17 protein-coding genes and 2 tRNA genes are annotated in these 17,235 nt (G+C 60.1%); 13 read left to right on the forward strand and 6 right to left on the reverse strand.

What is annotated here, in order from left to right; all coding sequences use genetic code 11:
• The first annotated feature begins 380 nt into the window (after nucleotides 1-380).
• The 3 genes from J2J99_RS09320 to J2J99_RS09330 all read left to right on the forward strand — a co-directional run bounded on the left by J2J99_RS09320 (nucleotide 381) and on the right by J2J99_RS09330 (nucleotide 3,196).
• A complete protein-coding gene (locus J2J99_RS09320; RefSeq protein ID WP_168294893.1) occupies nucleotides 381-1,040 on the forward strand; it encodes a peroxiredoxin in 660 nt (219 codons plus the stop codon).
• Between the two features lie 150 nt (nucleotides 1,041-1,190).
• Nucleotides 1,191-2,147, forward strand: coding sequence for a lytic transglycosylase domain-containing protein (locus tag J2J99_RS09325; RefSeq protein WP_168294892.1), 957 nt, complete (start codon nucleotides 1,191-1,193; stop codon nucleotides 2,145-2,147).
• Between the two features lie 95 nt (nucleotides 2,148-2,242).
• Complete coding sequence (locus J2J99_RS09330) at nucleotides 2,243-3,196, forward strand: NAD-dependent epimerase/dehydratase family protein (RefSeq protein WP_168294891.1); 954 nt, start codon at nucleotides 2,243-2,245, stop codon at nucleotides 3,194-3,196.
• Between the two features lie 361 nt (nucleotides 3,197-3,557).
• On the opposite strand, the gene J2J99_RS09335 is transcribed toward J2J99_RS09330, so the two are convergent.
• Complete coding sequence (locus J2J99_RS09335; protein WP_168294962.1) at nucleotides 3,558-4,826, reverse strand: glycerate kinase type-2 family protein; 1,269 nt, start codon at nucleotides 4,824-4,826, stop codon at nucleotides 3,558-3,560.
• 192 nt (nucleotides 4,827-5,018) lie between these two features.
• Here J2J99_RS09335 and J2J99_RS09340 point away from each other — a divergent pair, with 192 nt between their 5' ends.
• Together J2J99_RS09340 and J2J99_RS09345 are read left to right on the forward strand one after the other, a co-directional pair.
• On the forward strand, nucleotides 5,019-5,318 hold the full coding sequence (locus J2J99_RS09340; RefSeq protein ID WP_168294890.1) for a DUF6074 family protein: 300 nt from the start codon (nucleotides 5,019-5,021) through the stop codon (nucleotides 5,316-5,318).
• A gap of 212 nt (nucleotides 5,319-5,530) precedes the next feature.
• Nucleotides 5,531-5,935: a low affinity iron permease family protein gene (locus J2J99_RS09345; protein ID WP_168294889.1), complete on the forward strand. Its 405-nt coding sequence runs from the start codon at nucleotides 5,531-5,533 to the stop codon at nucleotides 5,933-5,935.
• Here J2J99_RS09345 and J2J99_RS09350 read toward each other — a convergent pair.
• From J2J99_RS09350 to J2J99_RS09360, 3 genes are all read right to left on the reverse strand, one after another.
• Complete coding sequence (locus J2J99_RS09350) at nucleotides 5,927-6,310, reverse strand: low affinity iron permease family protein (protein ID WP_168294961.1); 384 nt, start codon at nucleotides 6,308-6,310, stop codon at nucleotides 5,927-5,929. The genes J2J99_RS09345 and J2J99_RS09350 overlap by 9 nt on opposite strands.
• A gap of 261 nt (nucleotides 6,311-6,571) precedes the next feature.
• The gene (locus J2J99_RS09355) at nucleotides 6,572-7,492 is read right to left on the reverse strand and encodes a hypothetical protein (RefSeq protein WP_168294888.1); all 921 of its coding nucleotides are present in this window, start codon (nucleotides 7,490-7,492) and stop codon (nucleotides 6,572-6,574) included.
• A gap of 459 nt (nucleotides 7,493-7,951) precedes the next feature.
• Nucleotides 7,952-8,206, reverse strand: coding sequence for a hypothetical protein (locus J2J99_RS09360; protein WP_246763153.1), 255 nt, complete (start codon nucleotides 8,204-8,206; stop codon nucleotides 7,952-7,954).
• A gap of 256 nt (nucleotides 8,207-8,462) precedes the next feature.
• Here J2J99_RS09360 and J2J99_RS33925 point away from each other — a divergent pair, with 256 nt between their 5' ends.
• Together J2J99_RS33925 and J2J99_RS09365 are read left to right on the forward strand one after the other, a co-directional pair.
• Nucleotides 8,463-8,642: a hypothetical protein gene (locus tag J2J99_RS33925; RefSeq protein ID WP_168294887.1), complete on the forward strand. Its 180-nt coding sequence runs from the start codon at nucleotides 8,463-8,465 to the stop codon at nucleotides 8,640-8,642.
• A 109-nt stretch (nucleotides 8,643-8,751) separates the two neighbouring features.
• Entirely contained in the window at nucleotides 8,752-8,955 is a 204-nt protein-coding gene (locus J2J99_RS09365; RefSeq protein ID WP_168294886.1) for a CsbD family protein, read from the forward strand.
• Nucleotides 8,956-10,121: 1,166 nt separating this feature from the next.
• Here the strand turns inward: J2J99_RS09365 and J2J99_RS09370 are convergent.
• Nucleotides 10,122-10,196 (reverse strand) — tRNA-Asn (locus tag J2J99_RS09370).
• 117 nt (nucleotides 10,197-10,313) lie between these two features.
• Here J2J99_RS09370 and J2J99_RS33930 point away from each other — a divergent pair.
• Together J2J99_RS33930 and J2J99_RS09380 are read left to right on the forward strand one after the other, a co-directional pair.
• Nucleotides 10,314-10,628 carry a hypothetical protein gene (locus J2J99_RS33930; protein ID WP_168294885.1) on the forward strand — a complete coding sequence of 105 codons (315 nt, stop codon included), beginning with the start codon at nucleotides 10,314-10,316 and terminating at the stop codon, nucleotides 10,626-10,628.
• A 95-nt stretch (nucleotides 10,629-10,723) separates the two neighbouring features.
• Nucleotides 10,724-11,011, forward strand: a complete 288-nt coding sequence (locus tag J2J99_RS09380) for a hypothetical protein (RefSeq protein ID WP_168294884.1) — start codon at nucleotides 10,724-10,726, stop codon at nucleotides 11,009-11,011.
• A gap of 54 nt (nucleotides 11,012-11,065) precedes the next feature.
• On the opposite strand, the gene J2J99_RS09385 is transcribed toward J2J99_RS09380, so the two are convergent.
• Nucleotides 11,066-11,404: a KTSC domain-containing protein gene (locus J2J99_RS09385; protein WP_168294883.1), complete on the reverse strand. Its 339-nt coding sequence runs from the start codon at nucleotides 11,402-11,404 to the stop codon at nucleotides 11,066-11,068.
• A 258-nt stretch (nucleotides 11,405-11,662) separates the two neighbouring features.
• Here J2J99_RS09385 and J2J99_RS09390 point away from each other — a divergent pair.
• The 4 genes from J2J99_RS09390 (at nucleotide 11,663) to J2J99_RS09405 (ending at nucleotide 17,030) form a co-directional block, all read left to right on the forward strand.
• Nucleotides 11,663-11,736, forward strand: a tRNA-Cys gene (locus tag J2J99_RS09390).
• 452 nt (nucleotides 11,737-12,188) lie between these two features.
• Entirely contained in the window at nucleotides 12,189-12,854 is a 666-nt protein-coding gene (locus J2J99_RS09395; protein ID WP_205918629.1) for a protein-L-isoaspartate O-methyltransferase family protein, read from the forward strand.
• Between the two features lie 345 nt (nucleotides 12,855-13,199).
• Complete coding sequence (locus J2J99_RS09400) at nucleotides 13,200-14,069, forward strand: PopZ family protein (RefSeq protein ID WP_168294882.1); 870 nt, start codon at nucleotides 13,200-13,202, stop codon at nucleotides 14,067-14,069.
• A gap of 117 nt (nucleotides 14,070-14,186) precedes the next feature.
• Nucleotides 14,187-17,030: a valine--tRNA ligase gene (locus tag J2J99_RS09405; protein ID WP_168294881.1), complete on the forward strand. Its 2,844-nt coding sequence runs from the start codon at nucleotides 14,187-14,189 to the stop codon at nucleotides 17,028-17,030.
• The last annotated feature ends 205 nt before the right edge of the window (nucleotides 17,031-17,235 follow it).

Genomic DNA, 17,235 nt, shown 5'->3' on the forward strand with positions numbered 1-17,235 from the left:
TCTTCTGCGCGTCGCGGAAGCCGTGTGCAGGCCGACCCTCCTTTCAACCATGTGAGAGACCCGGCCGCGTCTGTTGAGGCGGCCTTGGCAAGATCGATTTTCGCCGCTGCAGTCTCCGAAGCGACGGTAACGTTGGTCTTGTCATCGCGCCGGCGTACCTGGAAAAATAATGCCGGCGCAGGCCGCAAATCGAAAGAGCGTACCTTCGGTTATCGTGGTATATAGCTTAGAGAAATGCAGCGAAAACCGTGGGATGGGAGAGCTTTTCGCTCGCAGCTGATGCTATCCGGACGATTGCAATTTGTCACGACTGCGGCAGGCAGTCCCATGGCCGCCGTCTTGAGATAATGAAAACCAACAACGGCTTTGGAGGGCCGACCATGAGCTTACGTATCAACGATATCGCTCCCGACTTTACCGCCGACACCACGCAGGGACCGATCAGCTTCCATGACTGGATCGGCAACGGCTGGGCCGTGCTGTTTTCGCATCCGAAGAATTTCACGCCGGTCTGCACAACCGAGCTCGGCGCGATGGCAGGCCTGGCGGGCGAATTTTCCAAGCGCGGCGTCAAGATCATCGGCATCTCGGTCGATCCGGTCGAAAGCCATGCCAAGTGGAAGGGTGACATCAAGACGGCAACCGGCTTCGACGTCGACTATCCGCTGATCGGTGATAAGGATCTCAAGGTCGCCAAGCTCTACGACATGCTGCCGGCAGGCGCCGGCGAGAGCTCTGAGGGCCGCACGCCCGCCGACAATGCGACGGTACGTTCGGTGTTCATCATCGGCCCGGATAAGAAGATCAAGCTGATCCTGACCTATCCGATGACGACGGGCCGCAACTTCAACGAGATCCTGCGCGCCATCGATTCCATCCAGCTGACGGCAAAACACCAGGTGGCGACGCCGGCAAACTGGAATCAGGGCGAGGATGTCATCATCACCGCCGCGGTCTCCAACGAAGACGCGATCACGCGTTTCGGTTCCTTCGATACGGTTTTGCCTTATCTCCGGAAGACGAGACAGCCGACGGCCTGACCGGCGCTTTCATGCCTGTCCCGAAGCCGCCGCGGCCATCCAGCCCGGCGGCTCTTTCGCGCCGGCATTGCGGAAATGGGGAAGCGTCGCACCTCGATCAATGGTATCTAAGATGAGCGTCGCGATGATAGTCGAACCTGCTGAGATCCGATGAGAGGGCGAAAGCGTCAGTCCGATAGAGCGAGGAGATCGGCGAAGGCCATGCTTTCGCTCTGTTTCCTGCTTTCCACGACGGACACGCCAAAGGCTCGGCCGGAAGAGAGGGCTGCCGAGCCGGCTTGCCTCTATTCGGGACCCTCGGCCTCGGGATCAGGCGAGACGCTCTGCATCCGCAAGGACAGTTTCAATCGCGATCTCTGCGCCGCGATTGAGCATTTCGCCGAGGCCAACCAGTTGCCGCCGGATTATTTCGCCCGTCTCATCTGGCGCGAAAGCACCTTTCGCCCCGACGCGGTGAGTTTCAAAGGGGCGCAGGGCATTGCGCAGTTCATGCCTGGAACGGCGAAACTGCGCGGTCTCGAAGATAGCTACCAGGTATTGGAAGCCCTGCGGAAATCGGCGCAGTATCTCGACGAGTTACGCGATCGCTTCGGCAATCTCGGCCTTGCCGCCGCCGCCTACAATGCCGGCGAAAACCGCCTCGCCACTTACCTCACCTCGGGCAGATTACCTTACGAGACGCGGAGCTATGTGATGGCGGTCACCGCTCATACGGTCGAGGAATGGAAGGATAAGCCGCCGGAAATTGCGGCAGCCCCGCTCGACAAGGACAAGCCTTTTCTCGATGGCTGCGTGGCCCTCGCCGAAAGGCGGAGGTTGAAGGACCCGCCCTGGCGTCAGGAGGGCAACTGGGCGCCCTGGGGCGTTCAGCTGGCCGCGAATGCCGATGTGGCGGTGGCACGGCGCCTGTTTCTCGATGCCGTGCAGGTTCTGCCTTCGCCTTTGGATGCGGAGCAGCCGCTGATCCTGCGCCAGCGCGACCGCAGCTTCGGTTTCCGCCCGCGTTATGTCGCCCGCATCGCCCGGCAGACGCGTGTGGAAGCCAACGACCTCTGCAACCAGATCCGCCGGCACGGCGGCACCTGTCTTGTTTTCAAGAATCAATAGCCGGCCGGCTAGCTATTCTCGGCGAAAACTCCGCTTGCATGATCTTCGCCCGGCGCAGCATAGTCGGTGCGGATCATGCCAAAGGAGGAACGACGATGCGGGTTTTGATCATCGGGGCGACGGGCCATGTCGGAACCTATCTCGTTCCGCGTCTGGTGGAGGCAGGTCACGACGTCGTCACCATCAGCCGCGGCGCCGCAAAGCCTTATACAGAAAACCGCGCCTGGGCTTCCGTCGACCAGCGCCGGATGGATCGGGCCGAGATGGAGCGGGTCGGCGAATTCGGCAAAGCCGTTCGCGATTTGAAAGCCGATACCGTCATCGACATGATCTGCTTCACACTCGAAAGTGCCGAGCAGCTGGTGACGGCCTTGTCCGGGCATGTCGGCCACTTCCTGCACACCGGCACGATCTGGACACATGGTTACGCCACGACAGTGCCGACACGCGAGGAAGCGCCGAAGTCCCCTTTCGGTGACTACGGTATCCAGAAGGCGGCGATCGAAACCTATCTGCTGCAGCAGGCGAGGCTGCAAGGCTTCCCGGCAACCATCATCCACCCCGGCCATATCGTCGGCACCGGATGGGCGCCGCTCAATCCGGCCGGCAATTTCAACCCGGAGGTCTTCTCGATCCTCGCTCGGGGCGAAACCCTGGCTTTGCCCAATTTCGGCCTGGAGACCGTTCATCACGTCCACGCCGATGACGTGGCAAAGATGTTCATGGATGCAATTGCCCACTGGAACGCGTCGATCGGTGAAAGTTTCCACGCGGTTTCGGAGCAGGCCCTCACCCTTCGCGGTTATGCGGAGGCTATGTCGCGCTGGTTCGGGCGGGAGCCGAACCTCACCTTTGCCCCGTTCGACGCCTGGGCCGAAGGCCAGACGGCCGAGGATGCTAGGGCGACATGGGAGCATGTCGCCCGCAGTCCGAATTGCTCGATTGCCAAAGCCAGACGCCTGCTCGGTTATGCGCCGCGATATACGTCGCTGCAGGCAGTGCAGGAATCGGTCGGCTGGCTTGCCGGGCAGGGGCGGATCACGACCTGATCCCGTCAACTCTTAGAGCCTTTCCTGGTTAGATTGCAGCATTCTGCCGGAGCAGGTTTTCGTTGGAGCAGAGGGATTGGCGACGGGCATCCCCCAAGGTATGTCCGAGCCGATCGCCTCTGATCCTGGCTAGAGACGCCCGGCCCACCGGCCGCACCGCTTCGCCGTGACGAAGCGAGCAGTGCGTCCGGCGATCACTAAGTCTTGCAGATTTGCCGGGCAAATCTGCGGGGGTGGCTGAAACGGACCGGCTGATCGACCGGCCGGCTTGGCCGTGGAGCCGGGCTACGACGCGCACCGGCCGGTCGACCATCCGACTCCGTTTGAGCCACAGAATATTCCAATCTAACCAGGAGAGGCTCTATCGAATCAGGATGGCCCTGAAATCATTGACATTGGTTCCGGTCGGGCCTGTCTCGAAGAGGTCGCCGACGGCAGCAAAGCCCGAATAGCTGTCATTGCCGTCGAGCAGCCGGCGCGCATCGAGCCCGGCGGCGCGAAGGCGCCTGACCGTGCCGCCATCGGCAAAGGCGCCGGCATTGTCCTCCGAGCCGTCGATGCCGTCCGTGTCGGCGGCAAGGAGATGAATGCCTTCCTGTCCGTCGATTGCGAGCGCCACGGCGAGGGCGAATTCGCCGTTGCGCCCGCCCTTGCCGCCCTTGGCCCGAAGCGTCACCGTCGTCTCGCCGCCGGATAGGATGACGACCGGCTTCGAAAAAGGCCTGTTCCGGCCGAGCACTTCGCAGGCGATCGCCGCATGCACCAGCGCCACGTCGCGCGCTTCACCCTCGATCGCATCCGAAAGGATTGCCGGTTCGATCCCTTGCTTTTTCGCCTCGGCGGCCGCGGCCTCCAGCGATACGCCGGCCGACGCAATGATGTGATGCTCGTGCCGTGAAAACACCGGATCGTCCGGCCGCGGCGCATCGGCTTTCGGCGAGTTCAGATGATCGAGGGCAGCCTGCGGCAGCTGCAATCCGTATTGTCTGATAATATCGAGGGCTTCGTGCCGAGTTGAACCGTCGGGCACCGTCGGTCCGGAGGCGACATGGGCGGGATTGTCGCCAGGGATGTCGGAAACGATCAGGCTGACCACCTTCGCTTTCGTCGCCGCGGCAAGTCTGCCGCCTTTGATGGTGGAGAGATGCTTGCGCACGATATTCATCGCCGAGATCGGCGCGCCCGAAGCCAGCAGTATTTCATTGAGTGCGATCTCGTCTTCAAGGGTCAGCCCCTCCGGCGGGGCGGGTAGCAGTGCCGAGCCGCCGCCGCAGATGAGCGCAATCACCAGATCGTCTTCCGTCAGCCGGGTCACCTTTTCCATCAATCGTCTTGCGGCCGCCAGCCCCGCCGCATCGGGCACCGGGTGGGCCGCCTCGATGATCTCGGTGTGGCGCGTTTCGCAGCCATAGCCGTATCGGGTGACCACCAATCCCTCCAGCGGTCCGTCCCAGACGCTTTCGAGCGCCTGCGCCATCTGCGCTGCGCCCTTGCCGGCGCCGATCACCACGGTTCTGCCTTTCGGCTTCTCCGGCAGGCGGGCCTTTATGCCGGTCAGCGGATCGGCGGCGCGAACCGCCGCGTCGAACAGGCTTTTCAGGAAATCGCGGTGGGCGACGGTCGTTGTCATCATTGGTCTCTGCTGGCTGAGGTGTCGATCACGATGGGGACTGTCGGCGCATCGGCGTGCCGCCGTCAAGGTCGAAGGCAGTGCGATGTGACCAGCTGGCGCCAAGTCTTGCCGTCGAACCGGGCAAACGAATAGAAAGCATTAACCATCGTCCCGTAGACAACACATAGGATCAAAGGAAACCTGTGTTCGATGGCCATTGAAACGACCCGCCGCTCTGCCGCCTCTCATGAAGGCAAGGTTATTGCCTTTGCCTCCGGAACCGGAATCGCCAATATCGAGCGCTGCGCCCGAGAACTCGGCCGTCGTCACGGTGCGGACGCGATCGAATTCTGGAAGGCGGAATGCCGCAGGCTGGCCGACCAGCTGTTGGCCGCGGGCATTGCGGAGAGCGACGTCCGGCAGCAAGTGCTGGAGTTTCAGCAGGATGTCCAGATCGAGCTCGTCCTTAGCCATCAAAAGCGGGCCGTCACCAGATCTCAAAAACGTTGATGTTGCCGCCCGAAAATATGCGGCCGTTCAGGAAAATAATATAAAACAACAAGTTAAACCGTGCTTCATGGCTGAATTCCGCGCTGTGCGCCTGAGTGGCAATCTGGCGAATTGAGGATGCCGTCGGCCGCCTGGAACGACCGGGAACTTCCGCGCAGATGTGGCGTTGATGTTGTCGATTGACAGCATTGACGCTGCGGGAGCCTTCTTAAATGTCCAACAAATCCAACTTCTTCTCTTCCTTCGCAACCGCCGTCGCCGAGTTGTCCGGGAGGCCGTTCACCTTTGTCGCGGCGCTGATGCTCGTGCTGGTCTGGGCGGTTTCCGGTCCCTTTTTCGACTATTCCGAAACCTGGCAGCTGGTGATCAACACGACGACCACAATCATCACCTTCCTGATGGTGTTTGTGTTGCAGAATAGCCAGAACCGCGACGGAAAGGCTCTGCAGGCCAAGCTCGATGAGCTCATTCTGACGAGCCAGGCTGCCAATAAATTTGTCGGTATCGAAAAGCTGGACGAGGGCGAACTCCGAGAGATGAGCAATGCCCTTGCTGAAAAGGCCGAGCACATCGAGGAGAAAGCGGAAGAAAAATCCGCCGCAGAGACCTCAATATAAACGCATCTCTCTCACGCCCGCTTTCTCCGAAATCTCGTCTTGATGATGCTGCTGGCGCATGCCTTCGACCGCCTCGGCGTCTTTCTTTTCGGCCGCAATCCAGTGGTTTCCTGCCTCGCTCGATCGGATCAGTTCATCGAGCTTGGTGTGAAGCGCCTTCATGTCCCGATTTTGAGAGTGTTGCAGCAGCAGCAAAATAAAGAATGTGACGAGCGTCCCGGCCATGTTTGTCAGCAGAAACCACTGGCGTGGAAAGGAAAAGCTCAGGCCCACCGCCGTCCATGTGACAGCCAATGTGATCAGCGCGACCGGGATCGCACGATGCCCTGTCCAGGACACGACCAGGTCAGAAATCCATCGAAAGCGCCAGCGCATACGGCTCTCCACAGCTCCTGCAGGAGAAGATGGCGCAGATTTGAGCAGTGTCCATTGCTGCGAAAGTCTCGTTTTTTGCGTGTCTTTACGGAATAACCGCCGCCCGCTTTTGTCCTTCAAGGCCAAACCAATCGGTGGCATGCCGGCATGCTGCAAAATCGAGCCATTTCATGAAGGAGGTCGCCGTGATCGCCGCAGCCAAACCGGTTCTGCCACATAAACGGGGGCGCAGCGTCGAGCTCGCCCCCGTCCGATTCGTTCTTAGATCCTGGAGGTAACGATGAGATCTTCCTCTTCGTCGCGTTGCGATCCCCCGAAAGCGGCGGCCGCGGCGGCGATAAAAGCGCCGATCAGAAGTGACAGGGATCCGAGCAGGGCCGTGGTGGAAGCGGCCTTGCGTGCCTCATCGGCAGCTTTCTGGGTGGCGACTTTGGCGTCTTCGATACGCTTCAGCACCGTGTCGACGCGCGCGCGCGCATCGGCCTCGGAAAGGCCGGTCCTCGCAGAGACGATGGTGGCAAGATAGGCCTTGTCGTCATCAGGAATTTGCCCCTCGGCGGCGCCGTTGAGGAGGATGCGTGAGACTTCCGACGTTGCCGCGGCGTCGTTCGATGGCGCCGCCGCACGCGCCTGATCAGGACGCAGCAAGGCGTCGGTGAAATAGGCGGTGGAAAGATCGAGCGGCGATGTTGCCGATGACGCTGCTGCCGTGCCGGCGGTAGCGGCGATCGAGCCGACGGCTTGCGCGGTCGATCCCACCGCCTGTGCGCCGGCGCCGGCGAGCGACGTCAGAGACGACGCCAGGAAACCGGCAACGAAGATCGTCGCCAGAGCCCAGCTTATGAAACCATGGGCGGTGTCACGGAAGAAAATTTCATCGGTGTGGACCGCCGCCCATCTTGTGCGCAGGCGTCCCGTAACATAGCCCCCGAGTGCGGAGGAGAGCCATTGCACGACCACGAGCCAGATCGCCGCCGTGATGCCAAGTGTGCCAAGCGAACTGCTTTGCCCCGACCAGGGCGACACCATCGTCAGCCCGAGCCCGGATCCCAGAAGCAGAAGGATGAGGGTCACGCCGATGGCGGCGGCCGCGCCGCCAAAGATAGGTCCCCATGTCATGGCGGATTTGGAGGATTCAACCGGAGCAGCAACCTCTCCGGGACCTGTCATTGAGACCGACATGATCTGCTCCTATCGCATAAACAAAGCCAGAAGAATGATGATAGGCAGTGGGACACCGAGCAGCCAAAGTAGAATACCGCGACCCATGAGAGACCTCCTGTCAAAGTCGACGTTACGTGGTTGGTGCCACACAACCTTTCTGCACGGTGTTTGTTCCCGGCCGACGCCGGAGTGACCTTGGAACGCGCGGTCTCTTCAATCGCGGGGCAGCGTCTCAAGGAACAGCAGATTGCCGAAACGGGCCGCACCGCCGGCATTTGAGGCGCTTGGCGAGCTCAGCGAGCGAAATCTCCCGGCCACAGCGCCAGGCTACTTTCCGCCGCTCGATGAGCGTTTGGTGCCGGCATGCGCGGCAACAGGCGTAAATGACGGACCACTGCGGTAAGGTCGTCAGCGTTACCGTGTCGATTTCGACAGCATGGTGATCAGGGGGGGGCAGCCCGATGCCGCGACGATGTTTCATGGTCCTTCGACATCGGTCGTCGGCTCCGTCACGCTGCGGCTCATGCCCTTATCGCTGAGGGCAAGCTGAAGTCGCAGATGATGGCAATCCAGCAGCAGCGTCGTAATGGCGGCACGAATGTCGCCATCGTGAAAAGCGACGACTGCGTCGACTTCTCCGCTCAACGCTTCTTCTGCCAATTTCTCAGCTGTCTGCGGACGCACGACCTCGATCTCCTTCACAACTCCAGCCAGGTTTTTGTCTGCCGTCACGCCGATGTTCCTATTATGTTCTAGGTAGCCTCCGAGTCAAGCAGGACTCGCGTTGCCGCAGAGCAGCCAATTGCGGCGGTTCGCACGCAAATGTCTGACGGTGACGAGAATCTGCGCGGCTGGAACTAACGTCGGTTGAGATAGCGCCTATATCTTTAGGCGCAGGATGGTTCGGGGCGCGGCCATGAGTCCTGGAAACTCTCAGGTTATTCCTGGGGGGAAGCTCTCGCGGCTCGGTGAAGTGGGAGAAACATTGATGAACAGATTTCGGGCATTTGCAACCGCCGGAGCAATCGCTCTTGCCGCTATTGCCTCCGCCTGCTCGACGCCGCCGAATTCCTATGGCTCGGCGTCCGGATATCAACCGGGAGACTCGATGAACCCGGCCTGTGCCGACGGCTTCCGACCTGGCGACGGCCGTTCGTGCAGCTATTAGCGGCTGTACCGTGGACGAATGTCGGTTCGGCAATGATTGGCGGCCCGACGGAGCGGAACACTTATCGCTCGTCTCCGTTCCTCTAATCTCACAATAGGAGGAAATAACCATGGATTGGAATCGCGTCGAAGGCAGCTGGAAGCAAATGAAAGGCAAGGTCAAGGAGCAGTGGGGCAAGCTGACGGACGATGACCTTGACGTCATCGATGGCAAGCGCGATCAGCTCGAAGGCAAGATTCAGGAGCGCTACGGCTACGGGAAAGACCGTGCCAGAAAAGATATCGATGACTGGTACAGTCGCCAGACGTGGTAATTGCATGCACCGGGCAGGGGACACCGTCGGTCTCCGGTCCGGTGATTTGGCATGTATGTTTCAATAACGATAAAAGGAGTCCGCCACGGGGTAAGCAGCGGGCTCCAAAAGCTCAGGTGCCGGAATAGGTATGAAGCGGACCAAGCCCCATACTAGGCTCACGTCCGGCATACATCAGCGAATCAATTCGGCTGATCCTGAGTTATGTCGTTATTTGATGAAGCCGATCCAAACGCCCGTGCATACTGCGTCCTGGATCTTCGCTCGAAGACGGTCTCTTCCGGCTTTACCTTTGGCTATGCACTCGGAGAGCGCTGGTTTTTCGTCCGTTTGATTGGCCGGAAAGCTCTCTGGCTACGGTCATTCATTGAATACCTCCCTGCGTCATGAAAATAGAGCCCATCGGCTCCAGGGCACCAGGTATCGGAACAGGACCTAACCACAGATGGGGCACGCAGGGACATCGATCACATCCGCGTACGGGTAAGTGACCTTGGCCTCCGCTGTCGACCCACCATAAGCCTTAACCGGCTCAGATCATGGGTACGGTAACGATCAGAACGCCAATTAACCCAGCTGTAAGGACCGATGTTTCGATAAAAAAGACAACGATTTGCCTCGGAATTAGGCCCGGAAAAAAATGTTGCATGACTTTTCCTCACTGAAAATCAATTCTACGCGAGCACGTATAGCATCATTTGAGGAAGAATATTTTTTTATTTATGAAATACTACATATTTAAGATATGGGATGATTCTTCCCCGATGCTCGGCTTCTATCATCTCGGTGAACTCAGCATCTCGGCGAAAACCTGCTTGCTGATGAAGGTTGGAAGCCAAAGCCCGTATTTCGATCTGCATCGCTGTGTGGAACGATTTCGTAGCTTCCTCCTAAGTGGTCCTTCCTTGCGGCGGTGCATTCGGCCGGCGCGGGTCTCCATCGCCTGCAGCGGGTCGCTAAAGTACGGCTTCATCGTTTTCCCATCACCAAGAAAGCGCTGGCAGTATACGGTGATGAAGGGGAGGGTGCCAGAAGATCCCAGCCGATCGCAGTTATCGACAGGCGTCGAACAGCAGAAAACGCGTTTCAAAAGCGGAGAGGGACGGCGGGGAAGAAAGCGCCTTCTTCGGAATATCCAGGGAAAATAAGGCACTTATCTTGAAAGATGGCTCCCCGGGCCGGATTCGAACCGGCGACCTGTCGATTAACAGTCGAATGCTCTACCGCTGAGCTACCAGGGATCACTGCTTGGCGCGGTGTGAGTGGGCTAATACAAATGCTTGCCCGATTTGCCAAGCGGTTTTTTCAAAAAAATGAAATGAACTTGTATTTGGGCAGCCTATGCCCATCTCTGGCAAATGACAAATTGGAATGATCGTCAGGCCTCGGGCAGTGAGAAACGCAGGGTGCGGACACGGCGCTTCGGCATCGATCACGCAAAACACAGGCTGGTGCTCGGTTCCTGCAGCATCGGCATGCCGCGTTCGCGCATCGGGCGGATGGCAATCGGCGTGGCGCTGGTCTTGTGCGGTTTCCTGGGCTTTCTTCCGATCCTGGGTTTCTGGATGCTGCCGCTCGGCCTCCTGGTGCTCTCGCATGATCTTCCCATAGCGCGCAGGCTTCGGCGCCGGCTGGCAGTCTGGTGGCACAGGCGACGATGGCCGGCCGGGTAACGGTGATCGCCGCAGAGCCCGCGGAACTGGGGATGGCTTTTCGCATTCGTGGTTGATGGAGCGCCAAACGCGCCACTTTCGTCCGGGGTGAGGTAATGAAGGTGTTCTTGATTGTCGTGCTGTCAGCGGCGGCGATTCTTTCGGCGGGGTCCGCCGGAGCCCAAGCCGTCGACAGCCGCGGATTTGATGCCAGCGGTATCTGCCACCGTCCGGAAGGCTGCGTCATCGACCAGGGTCAGGGCGGCGGCTATAGCGGGCCTCGCAACTATCGCAATTTCAACGGCCGCAATGAGCGCGACGGCGAGAACGACCGTGGCCGGGATGATCGTCGCTACCGCTCCCGGATCAGGACCTCGCTTGCGACGGTCAGCGTCGCTGCCTGATTGCGCCTTGCCGGTTGTCGGGATCGAGACGCATGGATCCGGGCGAATGCGGTGCTAATTCGATCTCAGTTCGCTTTCTTCGAAAATACCGCCATGGCCGGTATCGAGGTCGGTCGCCATCAGCAGGCTGCAGGCGGCCAGAAGCAACACCAGCTTCAGCCCGTAGGAGATCATCGAGATCGGGCCTCGACGAGCCGGTGAGACGCGCGATGGCGCGATATAGTACTGGTAATAGAAATGTGGATCGTTCGTTTCCGACAAGTTCTGGTAGACATGCGGCGGAATGTTGGCATGTCGTACTGGCGCGGAGCCAGAGAATTTTACGTGGAGATCGCCGGTTTCGGCGTCGTACGCCGCACGTCCCTGCTTTAATTTGAGGGCAGCCCATTCCATCAGCAGCTCCTATACCCTCCCAAGGCGGAAGATGGCAGGCAGACGTCCGAAGTCAAGGTAAGGGTTCGTTCGAATGGTGTCGTTCGTTCGAAACGGGGAACGATCGCCGAGAGGAAGTCTCATCCCGGCCGCTGCCCGTCCCGCGATGGAAGATGGTCTTCTCGGCTGCCGGGGAACGGCGTTTTTGCAAAATGCCCTCTTGCGATTTTCTTCCGATCATTCTAAACGCTCGCCACGGCTCAGATCGTGAGCAGATGAGGCCTCGTGGCGGAGTGGTGACGCAGAGGACTGCAAATCCTTGTACCCCGGTTCAATTCCGGGCGAGGCCTCCAATATCTCACCAAAGCTGATAAGCATTTGTAGAACCTCGATAGTTCGAGAAGACAACGCCGATCGCAGCCGCCGTTCGGTCCAGCGCGCGTCCGTCCGCACGAGATCGGGGCGGCGCCGTCCGGGCCATGCCGGCGCGCCCGCTCCTCAGGTCGTTTCACCGTCCAGCAACCCGCAGCAGAAGATGCCGATAAGCGCTGCGAGGATGAAGAAATCGAATAGCGTGAGATATTGGAAAATCGCAGACATGGCCTGCTCCTCCTGTTTCCTCCGCTGTAAATCATAGCATGAAGGGGCAGGGGATTCCACGTTTGGGCTGCAGCATCTTGTCCCTGCTGTGGCGCGAAAGAGGCGTCCGCCGGATTCTTTTCGCCGGCTGCTGCCAAGCCTTGAAAGCATCCGTGTCGGGGATTAAGAGACGGGTGACAGGAACCGCTTTCAAGAGCGAGAGGACATGATGGATTTCGAAGCAGCGCGCGCAAAGATGGTCGACAACCAGGTTCGCACGACGGACGTTACCTCGCATTCCGTGCTGACGGCGTTTCTCACGGTGCCGCGTGAGGCTTTCGTGCCGGAGAAGGCAAAGCTTCTGGCCTATGTCGACAACGACGTCGAGATCTCCGCTGCCGCACCGGGCAAACCGGCCCGCTTCCTGATGGAGGCTTCGCCACTCGCCAAGCTGCTGCAACTGGCGGCCATCAGCAAGGATGATTTCGTGCTCGAAGTCGGTTGCGGCACTGGTTACACATCGGCGCTGTTGTCGATCATCGCCGGCTCCGTCATCGCGTTGGAATGCGACGAGGATCTGGCCGCCGAGGCGAAGGCACGGCTTGCCGGCTACGCCAAGGTGGAGGTTGTCACCGGTCCGCTCGAAAAGGGCTACGCTGCCGGTGCTCCCTATGATCTGATCTTCATCAATGGGGCGGTCGAGGAAGTTCCGGCCGCTCTTCTCGGTCAATTGCGCGATGGCGGCCGTCTGGTCACGGTGGAAGGTCATGGCAATGCCGCCCGCGCCAAAGTCTTCGTCGCCGAGCGCGGCGCCATTTCGGAGAATGTCTTCTTCAATGCTTCGGTCAAGCCGCTGCCGGGTTTCGCCAAGGCGCGCGAATTCGTTTTCTGACGCTCTTCTCCTCGGTGAATTCGCAACGGGCGCCGATGGCGCCCGTTGTCTTTTCGGGCGTGCAAACGACGCTGCGACAGGCTGGATCGGCGCATCCGCCCTCAAGATCGATTCCGATCTCCGGGCAGATTCGTTGACGCCGCCGGAAACCCTTCACAAACATAATTTGCCCTGACGCCTTGGCCGCGAATTGCAGACGGCAATCTTTGGGTAACAAAACTGTGCATGGCCGCATTCATTTGATTCGCGATGATTTTTTTCACGTCTGGGGTATTCTAAGGTCGTGGTGATTCGGATGAACGCTCCACACCATCCGGTCGTTGTTTTGGGATAACGGGGATAGATATGGCTCAGCCAAGTGTAGCGCGTGAACCGTCCATGGAAGAAATTCTGGCGTCCATCCGCCAGATTATCGAAAGCAATGAGCCCGGCGCCGGCAAGGCGATTTCCGCATCCCTGCCGCCGGTTTACGGCGCCGAAGAGGACGTAAACGGCTCCGAGATTCATCTGACTGTGGATGACACCTATGCCGGCGTGGAGTTCCCCGAACCGGCCATGCGCTCTTCCGACCCGCGTTTCGTCGCCGCCAATTCAGCCGGGACCGCCCCCGAGACGGAAACGCCGGCGCGCGCTCTGTCGCTTGCCGATGTCGCCGCCCGCGTGCGCGCCGCCTCCGAGCGCAGCGCCGTGCAGGCCGGTCAGGCCCTGCGGGAAATTCCGAGCGGCTTCCGCCAGCCCGAACCGCAGCCGGCCATGGCGCCGGAACCGCCGCGCGCTACGGCGCCGCAGCCGCAGCCGGCCCAGCCTGATTTCCCGGCCTCCGCCCCACCCGTTCCCCCGCTTGGCACCGGGCCGCTGGCCGAGCCAGCGGTTGTCGAAACGCCACCGGTCGCCGTCGCCGAGCAGGTCCCCGTCGTCGAAACGGCGCCGCCTGCCCTGGAGCCCGCTGGCTCGTCGACCCAGCGCTTGTTGCCGAGCGTCGTCGATGAGGTCCAGCCGACGCTTCTCTCCGAAGATGCCGGTCTGCAGATCAGCCGTTCCTTCGAGGAGCTTGCTGCGGCGATTGACGGTGCGGAGCGCCGCTCGCTGGATGAGATCGCAGAGGACATGCTGCGTCCGATGCTGCGCGAGTGGCTTGACGATAATCTGCCGACGCTGGTCGAGCGGTTGGTGCGCGAGGAAATCGAGCGCGTGGCGCGCGGCCCGCGCCGCTAATTGGATTACTTTTTCTTGAAAAAGCCGCTCCGGTCTCTGGGGCGGCTTTTTTATTGACTTGGCCGTGGCCATCCTATTTACAAACGCCCATCCTCGAACCTCGAAATTGGTCAGAAAATGCTCGACAAGACCTATGATTCCGCTGCCGTCGAACCGAAAATCGCCGCCAAATGGGATGAAGCGGACGCTTTCCGCGCCGGCGCGAACGCCAAGCCCGGGGCCGAGACCTTCACCATCGTGATCCCGCCGCCGAACGTCACCGGTTCGCTGCACATGGGTCACGCGTTGAACAACACGCTGCAGGACATCCTGGTGCGCTTCGAGCGCATGCGCGGGAAGGACGTTCTCTGGCAGCCGGGTATGGATCACGCCGGCATCGCAACCCAGATGGTCGTCGAGCGCAAGCTGATGGAGCAGCAGCTGCCTGGCCGCCGCGAGATGGGCCGCGAAGCCTTTATCGACAAGATCTGGGAGTGGAAGGCGGAATCGGGCGGCCTGATCTTCAACCAGCTGAAGCGCCTGGGCGCCTCCTGCGACTGGTCCCGCGAACGCTTCACCATGGATGAAGGACTGTCACAGGCCGTTCTTGAGGTTTTCGTCACGCTCTATAAGGAAGGTTTGATCTATAAGGACAAGCGCCTGGTCAATTGGGATCCCAAACTGCTGACGGCGATCTCCGACATGGAAGTCGAGCAGCACGAGGTGAAGGGTCATCTCTGGCATCTGCGTTATCCGCTGGAGCCGGGTGTCACCTATCAACACCCGATTGCTTTCGACGAGGAAGGCAAGCCGACCGAATTCGAGACGCGCGACTACATCGTCGTTGCGACGACGCGGCCGGAGACGATGCTCGGCGATACCGGGGTTGCCGTGAACCCCGAAGACGGGCGTTACAAACCGATCGTGGGCAAACATGTCATCCTGCCGATCGTTGGCCGCAAGATTCCGATCGTCACCGATTCCTATGCGGATCCGAGCGCCGGCACGGGCGCGGTAAAGATCACACCTGCCCATGATTTCAATGACTTCGATGTCGGCAAGCGCACCAAGCTGCGCGCCATCAACGTTATGAACGTCGACGGCACCATCGCCATCAAGGATAATGAGGATTTCCTCGAGGGCCTCGACAATCCCGCCGCACTCCACGGCGCCTGGGACCGCCTGGAAGGCCAGGATCGGTTCTATGCCCGCAAGGTCATCGTCGAGATCTTCGAAGAGGCCGGCCTGCTCGACAAGATCGAACCGCATAAGCATATGGTCCCGCATGGTGACCGAGGCGGCGTGCCGATCGAGCCGCGGCTGACAGAACAATGGTTTGTCGATAACAAGACATTGGGGCAGCCCGCCCTGGAATCTGTTCGCGAGGGAAGAACCCGGTTTATTCCCAGGAACTGGGAAAACACCTATTTCAACTGGCTGGAGAACATCGAGCCGTGGTGCATTTCCCGCCAGCTCTGGTGGGGACACCAGATTCCCGCATGGTATGGTCCCGACGGTCAGGTCTTCGTCGAAAAGACCGAGGAAGAGGCGCTACAGGCGGCGATCCAGCACTACCTCTCTCACGAAGGGCCGATGAAGGCCTATGTCGAGGACCTGCTCGAAAACTTCAAGCCCGGCGAAATCCTGACGCGTGACGAGGACGTCCTCGACACGTGGTTCTCCTCTGCGCTCTGGCCTTTCTCGACTCTCGGCTGGCCCGACGAGACGCCGGAACTTGCACGCTATTACCCGACGAATGTTCTGGTCACCGGCTTCGATATTATTCCGTTCTGGGTGGTTCGCATGATGCAGATGGGTCTGCATTTCATGAAGGACGATAATGGCGATCCGGTCGAACCCTTCCATACCGTCTACATTCACGCACTGGTGCGCGACAAGAATGGGCAGAAGATGTCGAAGTCGAAGGGCAACGTCATCGACCCCCTGGAACTGATCGACGAATACGGCGCCGACGCGCTGCGCTTCACTCTGGCGATCATGGCCGCGCAGGGCCGCGACGTGAAGCTCGATCCGGCCCGCATCGCCGGCTACCGCAATTTCGGCACCAAGCTCTGGAATGCCACGCGCTTTGCCGAGATGAACGGTGCGAAGAGCGATCCGCATTTCGTGCCGGAGGCGGCCGAACTCACCATCAACCGCTGGATCCTGACGGAACTTGCCCGCACGGAACGTGACGTTACGGAAGCGCTCGAAGCCTTCCGGTTCAACGATGCCGCCGGCGCGCTTTACCGTTTCGTCTGGAACGAGGTTTGCGACTGGTATCTCGAACTTCTGAAGCCGGTCTTCAGCGGTGAGGACGCGGGCGCCAAGGCCGAAGCCCAAGCCTGCAGCGCCTATATTCTCGAAGAGATCTACAAGCTGCTGCATCCCTTCATGCCCTTCATGACCGAAGAGCTCTGGGCGCATACGGCAGGTGAAGGCAAAGAGCGCGACACGTTGGTCTGCCATGCCGAATGGCCGTCGCCGTCCTATGCCGACGATGCGGCTGCCGACGAGATCAACTGGCTGATCGACCTCGTTTCCGGCATCCGCTCGGTGCGCGCCGAAATGAACGTGCCGCCATCGGCAACCGCGCCGCTCGTCGTCGTCAAGGCCAACAACCTGACGCGCGAAAGGCTGTTCCGCCACGACGCCGCCATCAAGCGGCTCGCGCGTGTGGAGGCGATATCGCTGGCCGACGATGCGCCCAAGGGTGCAGCTCAGATCGTCGTCGCCGAGGCCACCGCCTGCCTGCCGCTCGGCAATCTGATCGACCTCTCCGCCGAGAAGGCCCGTCTCGAAAAGGCGATTGCCAAGATGGAAGGCGAGATGTCGCGCATCGACGGCAAGCTCTCCAACGAGAAGTTCGTCGCCAACGCCAATCCTGAAGTGGTCGAGGCCGAGCGCGACCGCCTCGAGGAACTGAAGGGTCAGATGGCCAGCTTGAAGATCGCCCTTTCCAGGGTGAGCGAAGCAGGATAAATTTCGTCGGCCATTTTGGTAAGTTATTTCAAAGACGCGTCCGTCCTCGGGCGCGTCTTTTGTCTTCCGGGCGGCCACGTGATTCGGTCTGAAAACGCCTGATTTCAGACGCTGAGCCTGTGGATTGTGGCTCTGCCGGCATCCCAAGGGCGAAAACTGCCACTGTTGTCGGATTGATACAGCTTCCGCGATGTTTGGAATGAAA

This window comes from Rhizobium binae, assembly GCF_017357225.1.
Lineage (GTDB): Bacteria > Pseudomonadota > Alphaproteobacteria > Rhizobiales > Rhizobiaceae > Rhizobium > Rhizobium binae.

What these genes read in the sequence shown, in the direction of transcription:
- J2J99_RS09320 (WP_168294893.1), top strand. Translation starts at nt 381, where the DNA reads ATGAGCTTACGTATCAACGATATCGCTCCCGACTTTACCGCCGACACC.
- J2J99_RS09325 (WP_168294892.1), top strand. Translation starts at nt 1,191, where the DNA reads ATGAGAGGGCGAAAGCGTCAGTCCGATAGAGCGAGGAGATCGGCGAAG.
- J2J99_RS09330 (WP_168294891.1), top strand. Translation starts at nt 2,243, where the DNA reads ATGCGGGTTTTGATCATCGGGGCGACGGGCCATGTCGGAACCTATCTC.
- J2J99_RS09335 (WP_168294962.1), bottom strand. Translation starts at nt 4,826, where the DNA reads ATGACAACGACCGTCGCCCACCGCGATTTCCTGAAAAGCCTGTTCGAC.
- J2J99_RS09340 (WP_168294890.1), top strand. Translation starts at nt 5,019, where the DNA reads ATGGCCATTGAAACGACCCGCCGCTCTGCCGCCTCTCATGAAGGCAAG.
- J2J99_RS09345 (WP_168294889.1), top strand. Translation starts at nt 5,531, where the DNA reads ATGTCCAACAAATCCAACTTCTTCTCTTCCTTCGCAACCGCCGTCGCC.
- J2J99_RS09350 (WP_168294961.1), bottom strand. Translation starts at nt 6,310, where the DNA reads ATGCGCTGGCGCTTTCGATGGATTTCTGACCTGGTCGTGTCCTGGACA.
- J2J99_RS09355 (WP_168294888.1), bottom strand. Translation starts at nt 7,492, where the DNA reads ATGTCGGTCTCAATGACAGGTCCCGGAGAGGTTGCTGCTCCGGTTGAA.
- J2J99_RS33925 (WP_168294887.1), top strand. Translation starts at nt 8,463, where the DNA reads ATGAACAGATTTCGGGCATTTGCAACCGCCGGAGCAATCGCTCTTGCC.
- J2J99_RS09365 (WP_168294886.1), top strand. Translation starts at nt 8,752, where the DNA reads ATGGATTGGAATCGCGTCGAAGGCAGCTGGAAGCAAATGAAAGGCAAG.
- J2J99_RS33930 (WP_168294885.1), top strand. Translation starts at nt 10,314, where the DNA reads ATGACAAATTGGAATGATCGTCAGGCCTCGGGCAGTGAGAAACGCAGG.
- J2J99_RS09380 (WP_168294884.1), top strand. Translation starts at nt 10,724, where the DNA reads ATGAAGGTGTTCTTGATTGTCGTGCTGTCAGCGGCGGCGATTCTTTCG.
- J2J99_RS09385 (WP_168294883.1), bottom strand. Translation starts at nt 11,404, where the DNA reads ATGGAATGGGCTGCCCTCAAATTAAAGCAGGGACGTGCGGCGTACGAC.
- J2J99_RS09395 (WP_205918629.1), top strand. Translation starts at nt 12,189, where the DNA reads ATGATGGATTTCGAAGCAGCGCGCGCAAAGATGGTCGACAACCAGGTT.
- J2J99_RS09400 (WP_168294882.1), top strand. Translation starts at nt 13,200, where the DNA reads ATGGCTCAGCCAAGTGTAGCGCGTGAACCGTCCATGGAAGAAATTCTG.
- J2J99_RS09405 (WP_168294881.1), top strand. Translation starts at nt 14,187, where the DNA reads ATGCTCGACAAGACCTATGATTCCGCTGCCGTCGAACCGAAAATCGCC.